At 66.3% G+C, this 17,894-nt stretch carries 18 protein-coding genes; 10 read left to right on the plus strand and 8 right to left on the minus strand.

All coding sequences use genetic code 11. The features are described from left to right. Window positions 1-38 precede the first annotated feature (38 nt). Genes NWF24_RS23750 through accD form a run of 6 tightly spaced genes read left to right on the plus strand, consistent with a single transcriptional unit; the run spans window position 39 to window position 7,485 of the window. Window positions 39-2,864, plus strand: a complete 2,826-nt coding sequence (locus tag NWF24_RS23750; RefSeq protein ID WP_258350686.1) for a FimV/HubP family polar landmark protein — start codon at window positions 39-41, stop codon at window positions 2,862-2,864. A gap of 33 nt (window positions 2,865-2,897) precedes the next feature. Further along, complete coding sequence (gene truA, locus NWF24_RS23755; RefSeq protein WP_258350687.1) at window positions 2,898-3,710, plus strand: tRNA pseudouridine(38-40) synthase TruA; 813 nt, start codon at window positions 2,898-2,900, stop codon at window positions 3,708-3,710. Next, window positions 3,707-4,408 carry a phosphoribosylanthranilate isomerase gene (locus NWF24_RS23760; protein ID WP_258350688.1) on the plus strand — a complete coding sequence of 234 codons (702 nt, stop codon included), beginning with the start codon at window positions 3,707-3,709 and terminating at the stop codon, window positions 4,406-4,408. The genes truA and NWF24_RS23760 overlap by 4 nt, the downstream gene beginning before the upstream one ends. Window positions 4,409-4,455: 47 nt before the next feature. Continuing rightward, window positions 4,456-5,742: a tryptophan synthase subunit beta gene (gene trpB, locus NWF24_RS23765; protein ID WP_258350689.1), complete on the plus strand. Its 1,287-nt coding sequence runs from the start codon at window positions 4,456-4,458 to the stop codon at window positions 5,740-5,742. Next, window positions 5,742-6,587: a tryptophan synthase subunit alpha gene (gene trpA / locus NWF24_RS23770; protein WP_258350690.1), complete on the plus strand. Its 846-nt coding sequence runs from the start codon at window positions 5,742-5,744 to the stop codon at window positions 6,585-6,587. Before trpB ends, trpA begins: the two co-directional genes overlap by 1 nt. Window positions 6,588-6,612: 25 nt before the next feature. Continuing rightward, window positions 6,613-7,485 (plus strand): acetyl-CoA carboxylase, carboxyltransferase subunit beta, encoded by an 873-nt coding sequence (accD, locus tag NWF24_RS23775; protein WP_012746558.1) that lies wholly within the window; start codon window positions 6,613-6,615, stop codon window positions 7,483-7,485. Between the two features lie 72 nt (window positions 7,486-7,557). Here accD and NWF24_RS23780 read toward each other — a convergent pair whose 3' ends face one another. Continuing rightward, entirely contained in the window at window positions 7,558-8,118 is a 561-nt protein-coding gene (locus NWF24_RS23780; RefSeq protein WP_258350692.1) for a YggT family protein, read from the minus strand. Window positions 8,119-8,167: 49 nt separating this feature from the next. On the opposite strand from NWF24_RS23780, the gene NWF24_RS23785 reads away from it, so the two are divergent. The 4 genes from NWF24_RS23785 to NWF24_RS23800 all read left to right on the plus strand — a co-directional run bounded on the left by NWF24_RS23785 (window position 8,168) and on the right by NWF24_RS23800 (window position 12,276). Continuing rightward, window positions 8,168-8,812, plus strand: a complete 645-nt coding sequence (locus NWF24_RS23785; protein ID WP_258350693.1) for an LON peptidase substrate-binding domain-containing protein — start codon at window positions 8,168-8,170, stop codon at window positions 8,810-8,812. Window positions 8,813-8,936: 124 nt separating this feature from the next. Beyond that, window positions 8,937-10,484, plus strand: coding sequence for a lysine--tRNA ligase (gene lysS / locus NWF24_RS23790; protein ID WP_258350694.1), 1,548 nt, complete (start codon window positions 8,937-8,939; stop codon window positions 10,482-10,484). Continuing rightward, window positions 10,481-11,761, plus strand: coding sequence for an Hsp70 family protein (locus NWF24_RS23795; RefSeq protein WP_375338406.1), 1,281 nt, complete (start codon window positions 10,481-10,483; stop codon window positions 11,759-11,761). Before lysS ends, NWF24_RS23795 begins: the two co-directional genes overlap by 4 nt. Further along, window positions 11,758-12,276 carry a YgjP-like metallopeptidase domain-containing protein gene (locus NWF24_RS23800; RefSeq protein ID WP_093049471.1) on the plus strand — a complete coding sequence of 173 codons (519 nt, stop codon included), beginning with the start codon at window positions 11,758-11,760 and terminating at the stop codon, window positions 12,274-12,276. The genes NWF24_RS23795 and NWF24_RS23800 overlap by 4 nt, the downstream gene beginning before the upstream one ends. Here the strand turns inward: NWF24_RS23800 and NWF24_RS23805 are convergent, their stop codons facing one another. The 7 genes from NWF24_RS23805 to era all read right to left on the minus strand — a co-directional run bounded on the left by NWF24_RS23805 (window position 12,277) and on the right by era (window position 17,892). Further along, entirely contained in the window at window positions 12,277-13,092 is an 816-nt protein-coding gene (locus NWF24_RS23805) for a glycosyltransferase family 2 protein (RefSeq protein ID WP_258350696.1), read from the minus strand. A gap of 13 nt (window positions 13,093-13,105) precedes the next feature. Next, window positions 13,106-13,780, minus strand: coding sequence for a hypothetical protein (locus NWF24_RS23810; protein WP_258350697.1), 675 nt, complete (start codon window positions 13,778-13,780; stop codon window positions 13,106-13,108). 125 nt (window positions 13,781-13,905) lie between these two features. Further along, window positions 13,906-14,985 (minus strand): beta-N-acetylhexosaminidase, encoded by a 1,080-nt coding sequence (nagZ, locus tag NWF24_RS23815; protein WP_258350698.1) that lies wholly within the window; start codon window positions 14,983-14,985, stop codon window positions 13,906-13,908. Further along, window positions 14,982-15,374, minus strand: a complete 393-nt coding sequence (gene acpS / locus NWF24_RS23820; protein ID WP_258350699.1) for a holo-ACP synthase — start codon at window positions 15,372-15,374, stop codon at window positions 14,982-14,984. Before acpS ends, nagZ begins: the two co-directional genes overlap by 4 nt. A gap of 13 nt (window positions 15,375-15,387) precedes the next feature. Then, complete coding sequence (locus tag NWF24_RS23825; protein WP_258350700.1) at window positions 15,388-16,155, minus strand: pyridoxine 5'-phosphate synthase; 768 nt, start codon at window positions 16,153-16,155, stop codon at window positions 15,388-15,390. Beyond that, window positions 16,152-16,925: a DNA repair protein RecO gene (recO, locus tag NWF24_RS23830; protein WP_258355343.1), complete on the minus strand. Its 774-nt coding sequence runs from the start codon at window positions 16,923-16,925 to the stop codon at window positions 16,152-16,154. The genes NWF24_RS23825 and recO overlap by 4 nt, the downstream gene beginning before the upstream one ends. Window position 16,926: 1 nt before the next feature. Then, on the minus strand, window positions 16,927-17,892 hold the full coding sequence (gene era / locus NWF24_RS23835; protein ID WP_258350701.1) for a GTPase Era: 966 nt from the start codon (window positions 17,890-17,892) through the stop codon (window positions 16,927-16,929). Between the last annotated feature and the right edge of the window lie 2 nt (window positions 17,893-17,894).

The following is a 17,894-nucleotide window of genomic DNA, read 5'->3' on the forward strand; positions in this document are numbered from 1 at the left end:
CTCTTACAAATTCTGGGCCTGAGCCGCCCCCTATCAGCATGACAAGACATCTGTTGCCTGCGGCCAGCCCATCGGCCGCTCGCCCGCCTCTGCCATCGAATGGCTGGCGCCTTTCCATTCTTGGCGCGGCGGCAGCCGTGGCCTTGGGCATCGTCAGCACCGACGCCAGCGCATTCGCGCTGGGTCAGCTGAAGGTGCAATCGGCGCTGGGCGAACCCTTGCGCGCCGAGATCGATGTGACCGAAATCGCCGCCAACGAGGCGGACGGTCTGAAGATCAACATTGCCACGGCCGAAGCCTTCAAGAACGCGGGCGTTCCGTACAACTCGGCCCTGAGCGACGTCAAGGCGACGCTTCAGCGCCGCGCCGGCGGCCAATACGTGGTGCGCCTGAGCGGTAACCGCCCGTTGAACGATCCGTTCATCGACCTGTTGCTCGAGGCCAACGGTTCGTCGGGCCGCATCGTGCGCGACTACACCGTGCTGCTCGATCCGCCGGCCACGCGCCAGGCGGCCGCACCGGCCACGCCCATTTCGCCCCAGATCGCCACGCCGACCGAACGTGCTGCCCCGGCAGCCCGTGCTCGCCGCGAGCGCCCTCCGGTGGTGGCGGCTGCGCCTTCGGCAGCCCCCTCTGCACCCGCAGCAGCCGCACCTGCGCCGGCCGCGGCAGCCCCCGCCCCCGTCACTGCAGCCGCTCCGGCGATTCGCAGCGGTGGCGGCGAACAGGTCACCGTTCAGCGCGGCGACACCGCCAGCAAGATCGCCGGCGCCCACAAGCCAGCCGACGTGTCGCTGGACCAGATGCTGGTGGCGCTGCTGCTCTCCAATCCTGATGCATTCGTCGGCGGCAATGTCAACCGCATGCGCGCCGGCGCGGTGCTCGATCTGCCGAGCGGTGCCGAGGCGGCGGCCATTCTGCCGGACGAAGCCCGTCGCACGGTCACGGCACAGAGCCGCGACTTCGGCGCCTACCGCCAGCGCCTGGCCGACAACGCGCCGACCTCGAACGTGGCAGCCGCGAGCCGCAAGGCCTCGGGCAAGCTGCAAGCCAACGTCGAAGACCGCAATGCAGCGGCCAGCGCACCCGACAAGCTCACCATCTCGCAAGGCAACGCGGCCACCCGCGCCGCCGACGAAAAGGTCGCGCAGACCCGTCAGGCACAAGACAACAACAACCGCGTTGCGGAGTTGTCGAAGAACATCAACGAGCTGAACAAGCTCAAGGCTGCAACGGGCACCGGTTCGTCGGCACCTGCCGCAGCCGCTGCGCCGGCAGCACCGTCGACGCCGGGCATCCCGGTTCCGGCACCGACCACCAGTGCCACGACCGCTCCCCCGGTCACAAGCCCTGCTCCGGCACCTGCCGCTGCACCAGTCCCGGCTCCCGCCCCCGTTGCGGCAGCCGCACCGGCCGCTCCCGCCGCAGCAGCACCGAGCCCCGCGCCCACACCCGAGGCAATGGCTGCAGCCCCTGCTGCTGCCGCTCCTGCCCAGACGGCCGAGGCCGCAGTCGCAGCCGCGCCAGCTGCAACCGACGCCGGCGCCGCTCCCGCAACGGCAGCAGCGAGCGCTGCAGTGGCCGCCGCTGCACCGAAGCCAGCCGTGAAGAAGCCCGCTCCGCCGCCCCCGCCGGAGCCCACCTTCCTCGAAGAGCTGCTGGACAACCCGCTGATGCTGGCTGGCGCGGCGCTGATCGCGCTGCTGATCGGCTTCCTGCTGTACCGCGTGCTGGGCCGTCGGCGCGAGGAAATGAGCGAAAGCGTGTTCCTCGAAAGCCGCATCCCGAAGGATTCGTTCTTCGGCGCCAGCGGCGGTGAATCGGTCGACACCAAGCACCGTGGCGACTCCACCGTTTCGTCGCTGTCGTACTCGCCGAGCCAACTCGACGCGGGCGATGTCGACCCCGTGGCCGAAGCCGACGTGTACCTGGCCTACGGCCGCGACCTGCAGGCCGAGGAAATCCTGCGTGAAGCGCTGCGCCTGAACCCGGACCGCACCGCCATCCACCTCAAGCTGCTCGAAATCCACGCCAAGCGCCGCGACGTGCGCGCCTACGAAGGCCTGGCCACCGAAGTGCACAAGCTGACTGGCGGCCTCGGCTCCGACTGGACCCGCGTGGTCGACATGGGCAAGGATCTCGATCCGGGCAACCCGCTGTACGAATCGGGCGCTCCCCGCAGCAGTGGCGGCGCCAGCGCTGCCGAGGCGGCTGCTTTTGCGGGCGCCCTCGCCTCGGCCGCCAAGCCGGCAGCAGTTCCGCCTCCCGCAGCACCACCGGCGGCCGTTGCACCGCCCGCCTTCGTGCCCTCGGTGGCACCGCTGGACTTCGACCTCGACCTGACCACGCCGCCGGCCCCCGCCCCTGCGCCGGTCCAGCACGCACCGGTTGGTGCCAGCCTGCCGAAGTCGGTCTACGCACCCGCTCCGACGACAGCACGCCCCGCACCACCCCTGTCGAACGGCCACGCCGCAACGCCTGTCGATCTCGAGAACGACTTCGACACCGCCCCCGGCGCGCTGTCGGCAGACACGCTCCCCAGCTCGCTGAGCGACGCGGAACACAACACCCGCCCCGCCGCGTTGCGCAATGCGCTGCCGGCCGACTCGGGTTTCATCGAATTCGACATGAGCGCACTGGCTGGCCTGCCCGCTGCCCGCTCGGCCGAAACCGCAAGGCCTGCAGCTACCGCGCCCGACGACGAAGGCGATGAGAGCCCGCACGCCGTCAAGCTGTCGCTCGCTCGCGAACTGCAAGCCATCGGCGACGTCGAAGGCGCCCGCTCGCTGGTCGAGGAAGTCGAAGCCGAAAGCGCTGGCGACCTCAAGTCGCAAGCCCGTCAACTGCTCGCAGAACTGCGCTGAGCGGTTGCCGCTCCTGTCGTTCTTCCTGAATTCGTGAGGCTGGCGCTCGGCATCCGGTACAACGGCCAAGCGTACGAGGGCTGGCAAAGCCAGCGCTCGGGCCGCACGGTACAGGACAAGCTCGAAGCGGCCCTCACGAAGTTCGCCGCGCAGCCCATCGGTACGCTGTGCGCCGGTCGCACCGATGCCGGCGTGCACGCGCTGATGCAGGTGGTGCACTTCGACACCACCGTCGAGCGCGAACCCTTCTCCTGGATGCGCGGCACCAACCGCTTCCTGCCCGACGACATCGCGGTGCAGTGGGCGCAGCCGGTGCCCGATGAATTCCATTGCCGTGCCAGCGCCCTGGCGCGCCGCTACCTCTACGTGCTTTCTCAATCGCCGGTTCGGCCCAGCCTCGATTCGGGCCGGGTCGGCTGGTCGATGCATGCCCTCGACGGCGATGCGATGCGCGCCGCGGCCGCGCTACTCGTCGGACAGCACGATTTCAGTTCGTTTCGCGCCTCGGCCTGCCAGGCACGCTCGCCGGTCAAGGACCTGCGGCGCATCGAGATCACGCGCGTGGGCGACGGCGAACGCTGCCGCTGGCATTTCGAATTCGAGGCCGATGCCTTCCTGCACCACATGATCCGCAACCTGATGGGTTGCCTGGTGCGCATCGGCCATGGCGACGAACGGCCCGAGTGGATTTCTGAAGTGCTCGAGGCACGCAGCCGCAAGGTGGCGGCGCCCACCTTCTCCGCGGACGGCCTGTACTTCCTGGGCCCGCTGTACGACGCCAAGTGGGGTCTGCCGGCGGAAGCCACGCTGCAGGCCGGCGGGGCTCCGTATGATGGCCCGCCATGACCGCGCTTTCCGTTCCCCGCACCCGCATCAAGATCTGTGGCCTGACACGTGAGGCCGACGTGGATGCGGCAATCGAAGCCGGCGCCGACGCCATCGGCTTCGTGCTCTATGCGAAGAGCCCCCGCGCCGTGACGCTCGAACGCGCCGCCGAACTGGCTTCGCGCCTGCCCCCGTTCATCACGCCCGTGCTGCTGTTCGTGAACGAGGATGCTCCCAAAGTCATAGCAGCACTCACCCGTGTGAAGGGCGCCATCGCCCAATTCCACGGCGAGGAAACGCCCGAACAATGCGAAGAAGCCAGCGGTCCGGGGCGCTTTCGCTACATGCGCGCGGCCCGCATTCCGCTGGGGGCTGCCGGGGCCGGCTTCGACCTCGTAAAATACGCGTCCGATTACTCCCACGCCCAGGCCATCCTGCTCGACGCTCATGTCGAAGGTTATGGCGGTGGCGGCAAGGCATTCGATTGGTCACTTCTTCCACCCGCCGTCGACGCTCACCTCGTCTTGAGTGGTGGGCTCACACCTGCAAACGTGAGCGATGGCATTCGCATCCTGCGGACGCGCTGCAAGACGCTGTCCGTTGATGTGAGCTCGGGCGTCGAAATCGACGGTCCCGGGAACAAGGGCCTCAAGGACGCCGGAAAGATCCGGCAATTCGTCGCAGCCGTCAGGGCTGCCGACGCGTCCTTCTCCAGTTAGCCGCCGCAGCCGATCGTTGTCGGGCTGCGGCTCACCGATCGAGAACCATGCAAAGCCAATTCCAGGACTACCAGCAACCCGACGCCACCGGCCACTTCGGCAACTACGGCGGCACCTTCGCGAGCGAAACGCTCACCCACGCGATCAACGAACTGCGCGACGCGTATGCGAAGTTCAAAGACGATCCCGCGTTTCTCGCCGAATTCCACTACGAGCTGAAGCACTTCGTCGGCCGCCCCTCGCCGATCTACCACGCTGCGCGCACCAGCCGTGAAATGGGTGGCGCGCAGATCTACCTGAAGCGCGAAGACCTGAACCACACCGGCGCGCACAAGATCAACAACGTGATCGGCCAGGCGATGCTCGCGCGCCGCATGGGCAAGCCCCGCGTGATCGCCGAAACCGGCGCCGGCCAGCACGGCGTGGCAACCGCCACCATCTGCGCGCGCTACGGCCTCGAATGCGTGGTCTACATGGGCAGCCAGGACGTGAAGCGCCAGAGCCCCAACGTCTACCGCATGAACCTGCTCGGCGCGACCGTGGTGCCCGTCGAATCCGGCAGCAAGACGCTGAAGGACGCGCTCAACGAGGCAATGCGCGACTGGGTCACCAACGTGGAAAACACCTTCTACATCATCGGTACCGTCGCCGGCCCGCACCCCTATCCGACGATGGTGCGCGACTTCCAGAGCGTGATCGGCACCGAGTGCATCGAGCAGATGCCGGCCATGCTCGCAGCCGACGGCATCACCGGCGAGGCCGAAGGCAAACAGCCCGATGTGGTCGTCGCCTGCGTGGGCGGCGGCAGCAACGCGATGGGCATCTTCCATCCGTACATTCCGTTCGCGGGCACGCGCCTGATCGGCGTCGAAGCGGCTGGCGAAGGGCTCGACAGCGGCAAGCACTCGGCGTCGATCCTGCGCGGCAGCCCCGGCGTGCTGCACGGCAACCGCACCTACCTGCTGCAGAACGAAGACGGCCAGATCACCGAGACCCACAGCATCAGCGCGGGCCTCGACTACCCTGGCGTGGGCCCAGAGCACGCGTACCTGGCCGACATCGGCCGTGCCGAATACGTCGGCATCACCGACACCGAAGCGCTCGAAGCCTTCCACTACCTGTGCCGAACGGAGGGCATCATCCCCGCGCTCGAATCCAGCCATGCCCTGGCCCATGCAATGAAGCTCGCCAAGACCATGCGCCCCGACCAGTCGATCCTGGTGAACCTCTCGGGCCGCGGCGACAAGGACATCGGCACCGTCGCCGACCTGTCGGGTGTCGATTTCTACGACCGGCCCTCGATGCGCGGTCTGAGCGTGAAGGGAGGCAAGTGATGAGCCGCATTGCCACCACCTTCGACGCGCTGAAAAAAGACGGCCGCCGCGCCCTGATTCCCTACGTGACCGCCGGCTTCCCCTTTGCCGACATCACGCCCGAGCTGATGCACGGCATGGTCGAGGCCGGCGCCGACGTGATCGAGCTGGGTGTGCCCTTCTCCGACCCCATGGCCGACGGGCCAGTGATCCAGAAGGCCGGTGAAGCCGCGCTGGCATTGGGCATCGGCATGAAGCAGGTGCTCGCCATCGTGGCCGCCTTCCGCCAGAAGGACACGACCACGCCCGTGGTGCTGATGGGCTATGCCAACCCCGTCGAGCGCTACGACCTCGTGCACGGCAAGAAGGCCTTCATCCGCGATGCGGTCGCAGCCGGCGTCGACGGCCTGCTGGTGGTCGACTACCCGCCGGAAGAATGCGAAGACTTCGCCGCCGAGCTGAAGGCGGCCGGCATCGACCTGATCTTCCTGCTGGCCCCGACCAGCACCGACGAGCGCATGGCGCAGGTCGCGCGCATCGCCAGCGGCTACGTCTACTATGTGTCGCTCAAGGGCGTGACGGGCGCCGGCCACCTCGACACCGAGGCGGTCGGCCAGATGGTCCCGCGCATCCGCCAGCACTTGAGCATCCCGGTCGGCGTGGGCTTCGGCATCCGCGACGCGCGCACCGCGCAGGCGGTCGGATCGGCCGCGGATGCGGTCATCATCGGCACCAAGATCATTCAACTCATCGAAGACCAGCCCCGCGAGCGGGTGGTGCCGGCGGTGCGCGAATTCCTTGCGGGCATCCGCGAGGCGCTCGATGCACTGCCTGCCGCCACGGCCAAGAACGCGGCTGGTCGATAATCACCGCCAACACAAGGAGCCCCTTATGAGCTGGCTTGAAAAACTGCTACCCGCCAAGATTGCACAAACCGACCCGTCCGAGCGCCGCCAGGTGCCCGAGGGTCTGTGGATCAAATGCCCCGCCTGCGAGACCGTTCTGTACAAGACCGACCTCGAGCACAACCAGAACGTCTGCCCCAGCTGCAGCCACCACCACCGCATTGGCGCCCGCGCGCGGCTCGACGCGTTCCTCGACGCCGAGGGCCGCTATGAAGTCGGCCAGGAAGTGCTGCCGGTCGATGCGCTGAAGTTCAAGGACAGCCGCAAGTACCCCGAGCGCCTGAAGGAAGCCCTGGAAAACACCGGCGAGACCGATGCGCTGGTCGTCATGGGCGGCTCGGTCCACAGCATCAGCGTGGTCGTGGCCTGCTTCGAGTTCGAATTCATGGGCGGCAGCATGGGCAGCGTGGTCGGCGAGCGCTTCGTGCGCGGCGTCGAGACCGCCATCGAGCAGAAGGTGCCCTTCATCTGCTTCACCGCCACCGGCGGCGCGCGCATGCAGGAAGGCCTGCTCTCGCTGATGCAGATGGCCAAGACCAATGCCGCGCTCACGCGCCTGGCGAAGAAGGGCCTGCCCTACATCAGCGTGCTGACCGACCCGACCATGGGTGGCGTGTCGGCAGGCTTCGCCTTCGTGGGCGACGTGGTGATCGCCGAGCCCAAGGCGCTGATCGGCTTTGCCGGCCCGCGCGTGATCGAATCGACCGTGCGCGTGACGCTGCCCGAAGGCTTCCAGCGTGCCGAGTTCCTGCAGACCAAGGGCGCCATCGACTTCATCAGCGACCGCCGCGAACTGCGCAAGACCATCGCCAGCACGCTGGCCATGCTGCTGCGCCAGCCGGCCGACGCGGTCAGCTGAACGAGACAGGTCAAAAGCAAAAGGGCCCGGGTGCATCGCACCCGGGCCCTTTTTCTTGGGGAATTCAGAAGTTCAGAAAGTCAGTTGATAGGCAAACACCAGCAGGTTGCCCAGCACGATCGCGATCACCTGCAGCACGACGATGGCGGCCAGCGGCGACAGATCGACCCCGCCGATCAGCGGAATGAAGCGGCGAAACGGCCGCACCAGTGGCTCGGCCAGGCGCGAGATCAGGTCGAGCAGCATCGGCGAGGCGTTCGGAATCCAAGACAGCACCGCGTAGACCACCAGCAGCGCGGTCAGGCCGGACACCGCCAATTGCATCAGCCCGACCAGCGACACCAGCGGCAAGGTCGCGATGCGCCCCAGGTTGCCCACCAGCAGCCACAGCAGCAGGAACTTCAGCATCACCAGCAGCCAGGCCGCGATCAGGCTTGCCAGGTCCCAGCGCTTCACCGCGGGCACGATGCGCCGCAGCGGCAGCACGATCCAGTCGGTGATGGCGAACACGAAGCGCCCGAGCGGATTGCCGAACGGCACCCGGTGGTACTGCATGTAGAGCCGCAGCAGACATGCGCCGCCGAGGAGGCCGACGATCACGTCGAGAAGGAACGAGGGAATCTGATAGAGCATGGGGCGTGGCCGTGAGCGGAATGCGATGATAGCCACGCAAGGCTCTTCGATGACGACACAACCCTTTTTGCATTCACTGCCATTGTTCCCGCTCGGTACTGTCCTGTTTCCGGGTGGCCTTCTTCCACTGCGCATCTTCGAGGTTCGTTATCTCGACATGATCGGCAAGTGCCGCAAGGCCGACGCACCCTTCGGCGTTGTGAGCCTCACCAGCGGCAGCGAAGTGCGCAAGGCCGGCGCCGATGCGGAAAGCTTTGCCGGCATCGGCACGCTGGCCATGATCCGCGAGTTCGAATCGCCGCAGAGCGGACTGCTGCAGATCGAATGCGTGGGCACGCAACGCTTTCGGGTTCGCAGCAATGAGCTGCAGAAGCACGGCCTGTGGGTCGCCGAGGTCGAGGCCGTGAGCGACGACATCGCGCTCGAAATTCCCGACGACTTGCGCCACACCGCCACCGCGCTGCAGCGCCTGATCGACACGCTGGAAGAGCGCCGCCGCGCGCAAGGCGAAGCGGTGCGGCTGCCGATCGGCGCACCTTACCAGCTCAACGATTGCGGCTGGGTGGCCAACCGCTGGTGCGAACTGGTGCCGATGCAACTCGAACTGCGCCAGCGCCTGATGGAGCTCGACAGTCCGCTGATGCGGCTCGAACTGGTCAGCGATCTGCTCGCACGCACGGGCATCACTGAATAGGTCGCTACTTTTTTTGTAGCACATTGCGCAGGATTGACGGGCGCTGGGCGCAGGTTTTATTCAAACCCGATGGGCTAAAATGCCAGCCCCGCGCACGCTCCCGGATGCGCGTCACCCGCCTCCCATGTCCGATCAAAAGACCCCCTCGCCTCCTCCGCCCCCCGTCGACGAAAACCAGCTCATCGCAGAACGCCGCGAAAAGCTCAAGCTGCTGCGCACGGCGCAGGCCGAGGGCAAAGGCGTTGCGTTCCCCAACGACTTCAAGCCTGGCCACCGTGCAGCGGCACTCGCCGAAGCGCATGACGCCACCGAGGCCGAAGCCCTCGAGGCGCAAGCCGTTTCCGTGAGTGTGGCCGGCCGGATGATGCTCAAGCGCGTGATGGGCAAGGCCAGCTTCGCCACCCTGCAGGACGCCACCAGCCGCATCCAGCTCTACGTGACGCGCGACGCGGTCGGCGAAGAAATCTACGCCGACTTCAAGCGCTGGGACCTGGGCGACATCGTCGGCGCCGAAGGCACGCTGATGAAGACCAAGACCGGCGAGCTCTCGGTCAAGGTAACCAAGCTTCGCCTGCTCACCAAGAGCCTGCGCCCGCTGCCCGACAAGTTCCACGGCATGGCCGACCAGGAGCAGAAGTACCGCCAACGCTACGTCGACCTGATCACCGACGAATCGGCGCGCGTGCGCTTCACCGCGCGCAGCAAGGCCGTGAGCGCCCTGCGCGAGTTCATGGTGGCCAATGACTTCCTCGAAGTCGAGACGCCCATGCTGCACCCGATTCCGGGCGGCGCCAACGCCAAGCCCTTCAAGACGCACCACAACGCGCTCGACCAGGAGATGTTCCTGCGCATCGCGCCCGAGCTGTACCTCAAGCGCCTGATCGTCGGCGGCTTCGAGCGCGTGTTCGAAATCAACCGGAGCTACCGCAACGAGGGCATCTCGGTGCGGCACAACCCCGAGTTCACGATGATGGAGTTCTACGCGGCCTACTGGAACTACCGCGACCTGATGGACTTCACCGAGACGCTGATCCGCACCATCGCCGACAAGGCCGTGGGCACGCAGCAGCTCACCTACCAGGGCAAGCCGGTCGACCTGACCCAGCCCTTCGAGCGCCTGACGATCCGCGAAGCGATCCTGAAGTACACCGACGCCGAGGGCGTGGCCCAGGGCGTCGACGACGCCGCCTGGCTCATCAACGCCCTGCGCAAGATCGGCCTCAGCGAAGAGAAGGACAAGCTCTCGCAGCGCAGCCTCGCCAGCCTGCAGGTGATGTACTTCGAAGAAACCGTGGAAGAGAAGCTCTGGCAGCCGACCTTCATCATGGAGCACCCGACCGAGATCTCGCCGCTGGCGCGCGCCAACGACGAGCGCCCCGAGGTCACCGAGCGCTTCGAGCTGTACATCACCGGCCGCGAGTTCGGCAACGGCTTCAGCGAGCTGAACGACGCCGAAGACCAGGCTGCGCGCTTCAACGCGCAGGTGGCCGCCAAGGACAGCGGCGACGACGAAGCCATGTACTACGACCACGATTTCGTGCGTGCGCTCGAATACGGCATGCCGCCCACCGGCGGCTGCGGCATCGGCATCGACCGGTTGATGATGCTGCTGACGGATTCGCCGAGCATTCGCGACGTGATCCTGTTCCCGGCGCTGCGCAGGGAATCTTGAGCGTGCTGTCACCGTCGTCGCTGCCGACGATCGGCATCGACTTCGGCACCTCCAATTCCGCCGTGGCCTGCCGGGTCGACGGCGAGGCCCGCCTGTTGCCCATCGAAGGCGCGGCCACCACCCTGCCCACCGCGATCTTCTTCAACGCCGAAGACCGCACGACCCACTTTGGCCGCGATGCCATCGGCCAGTACCTCTCGGGCACCGAAGGCCGCCTGATGCGCTCGCTGAAAAGCCTGCTCGGCAGCGCGCTGATGCAGGAGAAGACTGCCATCTACGACGGCCTCGTGAGCTTCGAGGACATCATCGCGCGCTTCCTGCGCGAACTGGCCATGCGCGCCAGCCGCGAGCTCGGCCAGATGCCCGAGCGCGTGGTGATCGGACGGCCCGTGCATTTCGTGGACGACGATGCCAAGCGCGACGAACGTGCGGAAGAAAGCCTGCGCCACGCAGCGCGCGCGGCGGGCTTTCGCGAGATCGCCTTCCAGCTCGAACCGATCGCAGCCGCGTTCGACTACGAACAGCGCATCGCCAAGGAGTCGATCGTGCTCATCGTCGACATCGGCGGTGGCACCTCCGACTTCACCGTTGTGCGCGTCGGCCCCGAGCGTGCCGCGCGCGAGGACCGCAGCGACGACGTACTGGCCACCAGCGGCGTGCACATCGGCGGTACCGACTTCGACCAGCGCCTGAACCTCGAGCGCGTGATGCCGCAATTCGGCTTTCGCCACCACGGGCCACAGGGGCGCGAGGTGCCGAGCAAGGTGTTCTTCGAGCTTTCGTCCTGGCACCTGATCAACTGGCTCTACGCCGCCAAGGCGGTGCGCCAGGCGAAAGACCTGCGCACGAGCTACAGCGACACGCGACTGCACGACCGGCTCATGACCGTGCTCGAAGAGCGGCACGGGCACCGCATCGCGAGTGCGGTGGAAGCCGCCAAGATCGATGCCTCGGTGACCGATGCAGCGACGGCCATCGACCTTTCCTGCGCCGAGCGCGGGCTGGAGGCCTCGCTCACGCCGGACGACATGGCACAGCAGCTGGCCGGACCACTCGAGAACGTGATTGCGTGCGCCCACGCCTGCGTCAAGCGCGCGGGCTTGCGCAGCGGCGACCTCGACGCGATCTACCTCACCGGCGGCTCTTCAGCGCTGCGACCGTTCCAGCACGCCCTGCGCAAGAGCTTTGCGGGCGTGAACCTGGTCGAAGGCGACCTGTTCGGCGGCGTGGCCACGGGGCTGGCCTGCGCGGCGCGCACGGAGCGCCGTCGCGCATGAAATACCTGGCGGGCTATCCGGCACCCCTGCTGGACCAGGTCCGCCAGCTGATCGCCGAAGACAAGCTCGCCGCGCTGCTCGGCAAGCGCTACCCCGACGGGGTGCACAACGTGCAGACCGACCGCGCGCTTTATGAGTACGTGAGCGAGCTCAAGAGCGAGTTCATGCGCAAGGCCGAACCGCTGTCGAAGGTGATGTTCGACAACAAGCTGCACGTGATCCGCAACGCGCTGGGCACGCACACCACGGTGTCGCGCGTGCAGGGCGGCAAGCTCAAGGCCAAGCGGGAGATCCGGGTGGCGAGCCTGTTCAAGGGGGTGCCGCTGGCCTGGTTGCGGATGATCGTCGTGCATGAGCTGGCGCATATGAAGGAGCGGGAGCACGACAAGGCTTTTTATGCGCTGTGCATGCACATGGAGCCGGACTATCAGCAGCTTGAATTCGACCTGCGGCTGTATCTGACCCATCTGGACATGAACGGCCGTCGGCTCTGGGACGCCAGCTCCCGGCCCTGATCAGTCGGACGCGAAGAACGCGGACAACTCGCGCGCCAGCACCTCGACCTCTTCCTGGGACATGGTCTCGATGGCATGCGACGCACGCAGGTTCTCGGTGCCATGAAGGCTCTCGATCAATTCATTGCGCGAGCCCGAATCGTGGTGCAAATGGAAAAGGGGTACGTGCATCGAGTGCCAACGCAGACCCAGCCGCCCTGCCCTGCGCAGCAGTTCGTCGTCCTCGCCGCCCCATCCTTCCAGGCGTGCGTTGTACCCGCCGACACGGATGTACTCGCTGCGCTTGAACAGCACGATGCCCCCATTGGCATTCGAGTACAGCACGCCGGCATCCGGAGGCAGTTGCTCCACGTTGATCGACGCGAATCGGGCGTAGTCGGGCAACTGCATGAAATCGCGCTTGAGTTCACCCGTCACGTTGATGACGCTCCAGTAGGGACACAGCACCTCGCTGCTGTCCCGGTCCAGCAGCACATCGACACAGCCACGCAGCGTTGAAGGCTGGGCAATGGAATCGGCGTCGTGGAAGCAGATCACAGGGCTGCGGGCCAGCCGGACGCCCGTGTTGTAGAGCATCGACTTGGGAAACGGCCCGTCGTGATGGATGAAGACATGCCGGATCTTCGGATCGCGCAGCCGCTGCCAGTCGAAGCGCGGCGCCGTTGCCGCCTCCATCAACCACAGCCGGTAGTCGGTATAGGTGTAGGCCAGATGCGCCAGCACGGCATAGAGGTTCTCGCGCCGCTCTTCGGTCGCCTCCCTGTACGAAACGATGATGTCTATATCGCGAAGGGAGATCTTGTCGGTTGCCGTCATGAAACAACGTCCGTCAGAAGGGGCGGTACAGCACGACGTTGTGTTCGTCGGCCGGCTCCTTGTAGCGCGTGTCGTGAATCGTCAGGTTGACGGCCTGCTTCTTGTCGCTGGAATGGTCGTTGAAAACTCCCGCTCCATTGACCGCACTCACTACCTCCGCCAAACCCGGCCCAGCCCAGTTGTCGTGCCCCCTGAGCAGATAGAAGTGCATCACGCCGCACTGCTGGTGCGCCCAGTAGTCGTGCCAGCCGAACGAATCCGGACGCCACAGCGAGTTGTGGCCTTCGAAGAAGATGGGACGGCTCATCGGCATGCATTCCGGCGTGGAAACGATGAGATAACGGGAGCGGTAGTTGAGAAATTCCAGCAGGTCGCGGCCTTGCGAGTGGAGCATGTGCTCGATGACATCGCCCAGGATCACCACGTCGTAGAGATCGCCGCTGCGTTCATAGAGCTTGTCGGCCGTGATCGGAAGAATCTGGTGGTAGCCGACCTCGCGCAGTTGAGGGAATGCCGCTTCGTCGCACTCCAGCGCGGTCAGCTCGCATTCGGGCACGACGTTCTTGAGCAAGGCGCCATATTTGCCGCCCCCGGCACCGATGTCCAGGATGCGCTTGGGATTGATCGTCTTGACGACGTGCTGCGTCAAGCTGTCGAAAGTCAGCCAGGATTCGCCGATGTGCGCCATGAGAAATGCCCCCCGAAACCGCCTGATTCAGAACATTTGACTCTATAGGACGGCGCGACCGACTTATCTAGCGTATTTGCCAGCTTGTTCACAAATGCGCCAATTCCGGATCGACTGAACAGCCTTCAAACGTCCACCGTCCGCCTTGCATCGCGGTACCCGCGCGAAGCGACGAGCGTCGGCCAATCGGGTGCGGCGCCCTGCGGCAGCAGCGCCTGGCGGCGCGCTTCGCTGCTCGCGTCCGGCTGCCATCGGCCCGCGCGCGCGGCAGCCTCGAAGCCCTCGAGGAAGTCGTCGAGCAGACGCCCCTCGCCGATGCTCTGGTTGCACAGCAGCGCCATGTCGCAGCCGGCGTCGAGCGCGGCCAGCGCCGCATCGGTAAAGCTGAGCAGCCGGCCATCGATGTAGCGGCCCGCCTCCATGCTCAGGTCGTCGCTGAACACCGCCCCGCCGAAGGCAAAGCGCTGCCGCAGGATCGCCTTGAGCCATTTCGACGAAAACCCTGCCGGCCGCTTGTCGACCTTCGGATAGATCACGTGCGCCGGCATCACCGCGCCGAGCGTGCCTGAGAGCCAGTCGTAGGGCCGCGCATCGTCATCCAGGATGGTCTTGAGGCCGCGCTTGTCCACCGGGATCTCGACATGCGAATCGGCCTGCACGAAGCCATGCCCCGGAAAATGTTTGCCGCAGTTGCGCATGCCCATCTGCAGCATGCCGTGCATCACGCTCTTGGCCAGCAGCGCCACCACGCGCGGATCGCGATGAAAGCTGCGGCTGCCGATCACGCTGCTGCCGCCGTAGTCCAGGTCGAGCACCGGCGCAAAGCTGAAGTCGACGCCACAGGCGCGCAGCTCGCCCGCCAGCACCTGCCCGACCGCGGTCGCGGCCTGGGTGGCGCGCATGGCATCGCGCATCCACAGCTCGCCGAGCACGCGCATCGATGGCAGGTGCGTGAAGCCGTCGGTACGAAAGCGCTGCACGCGGCCGCCCTCGTGGTCGACGCAGATCAGCAGGTCGGGGCGGATCGCCTTGATCTCGGCATTGAGCGCGGTCATCTGCGCGCGGTCTTGCCAGTTGCGGGCGAAATGGATCACACCGCCGACCAGCGGATTGGCGAGGCGGCGGCGGTCGGCGTTGTTGAGCTCGGTGGCCGCCACATCGATGATCAGCGGCGCATGGGGGCGAGCAGCGGGCCCGGCAGTCATAGCTTCTCCACCACCACGAAGCTCGCGGCGTATTCGGTTTCGTCGGTCACGGTCACGTGGGCGGTGAGGCCCTGCGCCTCGAACCAGTCCTTCAGGCCGCCATGCAGCACGATGACAGGCTTGCCGCTGCGCAGGTTGGCGATCTCGCACAGGCGCCAGCTCATGGGCATGCGCATGCCCAGGCCAATGGCCTTGCTGAAGGCCTCCTTGGCGGAAAAGCGGGTCGCCAGATAGCTCAGGCCGCGCTTGGGCCAGCGCTCGCTGCGGGCTTTCCAGACCGCGAATTCGCCATCGCTCAGCACCTTGCGGGCAAAGCGTTCGCCCTGGCGCTCGAAGGTCGCGGCGATGCGACGCAGGTCGCAGATGTCGGTGCCAATGCCGTAGATCATGCGGCGCGGGCGTTCATTGCGCCTCGTTGATGCAGCGCAGGTAGTCGCGCGTGGCGGCCGTATAGCCGAGCTCCAGCGCGTCGGCCACGAAGGCATGGCCGATCGAGACCTCCTGCACGCCGGGCACTGCGCGCAGAAAAGCCGTCAGGTTGTCGCGGCTCAGGTCGTGGCCGGCGTTGATGCCCAGGCCTGCGGCATGGGCCGCGCGCGCCGTATCGGCATAGCGCTGGAGCACGGCCTGCTCGTCGGGCGTTCCGCGCGATGCGGCATAGCCTTCGGTGTAGAGCTCGACGCGATCGGCGCCCACGGCCTTGACCGCAGCCATCATTTCGGGAATCGGGTCCATGAAGAGACTGACGCGCACGCCCAGCGCCTTGGCTTCGGCGATCAGGGGGCGCAGGCGCTCGGCGTCGTCGGGGAAGGTCCAGCCGTGGTCGCTGGTCGACTGGGTTTCGCTGTCGGGCACGAAGGTGGCCTGATGCGGCTTCAGCGTGCGCACGAAATCCATCAGGTTCTGGAAGGGGTTGCCCTCGATGTTGAATTCGATCGCGGGCCAGTCTTTGGCAAGCAGTGCCGACAAGTCGCTCACGTCGTGTGCGCGAATGTGGCGGGCATCGGGCCGCGGGTGCACGGTGATGCCATGCGCACCGGCTGCCAGGCAGGCCTGCGCGGCTTTCACCACGCTCGGAATGCCCAGGTGTCGCGTGTTGCGGACCAGGGCGACCTTGTTGAGGTTGACGGACAGCGAGGTGGCAGTGCCGGTGGTGCCTGAAGTGCTCATAGTGCTTGCAGATCTCTCATCATTTGCCGCGTGCGCAGCGTGGACACGCCGCAATGGTAGTTGAGCAAGGTGCGCAACTGGTTTCGCAGGGCACTGTTGCTGCCGGCGTTCATGGTGGCAATTTCACGCAACGTGGCGGTAAAAGGGGCGCGGTCGTCGAGAACTGCCTGCAGAGCCTGCCAGTCGGCACCGTTCAGTGCGGCCTCGTCGTCGGCGGCTTGGCGCAGGCCGGCTTCCGGCACGAGGCTGTAGCGCTGCTCGGCGGCAAGCGGCTCCAGCGTGAGGGTCTGCACATCGAGCGACGGCAGCAGGCCGACTTCGCGCAGCAGCAGCAACTCGAAGGCACGCAGCGCGGCAGCCTGGGTCGCGGCCTGCGCGCCAACGTGATCGCCCGCCAGCACCTGCACGATCCCGGCGTAGGCGTCGAACAGCGCTTCGTGGGCATCGTCGCGCGCCAGCAGGCGCAGCAGCAGCTCGTTGACGTAGTAGCCCGACAGCAGCGCCTCGCCGGTCGGCATCACATGGCCGCCCATCCATTCAGCGCCCTTGAGCGTGCGGATCTCGGCGTCGCCGCCGTAGTTGAGCTGCAGGGGCTGCAGCGGCAGCAGCACCGGCCGGAAGTTGGAACTCGGCCGCTTCGCCCCCTTGGCCACGAGCGCGATGCGCCCGTGGTGGCGGGTGAAGACTTCGAGAATCAGGCTCGACTCGCTCCAGTCGTAGCGATGGAGAACGTAAGCCGGTTCGTGCGAAACGCGGTGGGCAGCGGCCACTTCATTCGTAGCCGAACGAACGGACACGGGCTTCGTCGTCGGCCCAGCCCGAGCGCACCTTCACCCACAGTTCGAGAAACACCTTGGCGTCGGCCAGCTTCTCGAGCTCGACGCGGGTTTCCATGCCGATGCGCTTGATGCGCTCGCCCTTGTCGCCGATCACCATGGCCTTGTGGCCATCGCGTTCGACCACGATGGTGGCGGCAATGCGCAGCAGGCGCTTCTGGCCCTTTTTCTGGGGCGGCTCTTCCTCGAACTTGTCGATGATGACGGTCGAGGTGTAGGGCAGCTCGTCGCCGGTGAGGCGGAACAGCTTCTCGCGCACGAGCTCGCCGGCGAGGAATTTTTCGCTGCGGTCGGTCAGCTCGTCCTCGTCGTAGAACCAGGGCTGCTCGGGCAGGTACTTCTCGCAGATGCCGAACAGGCGCTCGACGTCCTTGGCATTCTTCGCCGACATCGGCACGAACTCGGCGAAGCTGTGCTTCTCCTGCATGGTCTTCAGCCAGGGCGCGATGTCGCCGCGGCGGTGCACGTTGTCGAGCTTGTTGGCCAGCAACACGGTCGGGATGCCCTTGCCGAGCAGCTTGAGCACACGCTCGTCGGCCGGCGTGAAGCTGCCGGCCTCGACCACGAAAAGAATCAGGTCCACGTCGCCGACCGCGCCCTGCACCGTTTTGTTGAGCGACTTGTTCAGCGCGTTGGCGTGCAGGGTCTGGAAGCCCGGCGTGTCGACGAACACGAACTGCGTGGCGCCCAGCGTGCGCATGCCGGTGATGCGGTGGCGCGTGGTCTGTGCCTTGCGCGAAGTGATGCTGATCTTCTGGCCGACCAGCGCATTGAGCAGCGTCGACTTGCCTACATTGGGCTTGCCGACGATAGCGATGAGGCCGCAGTGTTGAGGTCCAGCGGCAGGCGCATCGCCTGCAGTGTCTTCGGGTCCCGCTACGGGATTGATAGCATCGTTCATTC

It is taken from the genome of Variovorax paradoxus, assembly GCF_024734665.1.
Lineage (GTDB): Bacteria > Pseudomonadota > Gammaproteobacteria > Burkholderiales > Burkholderiaceae_C > Variovorax.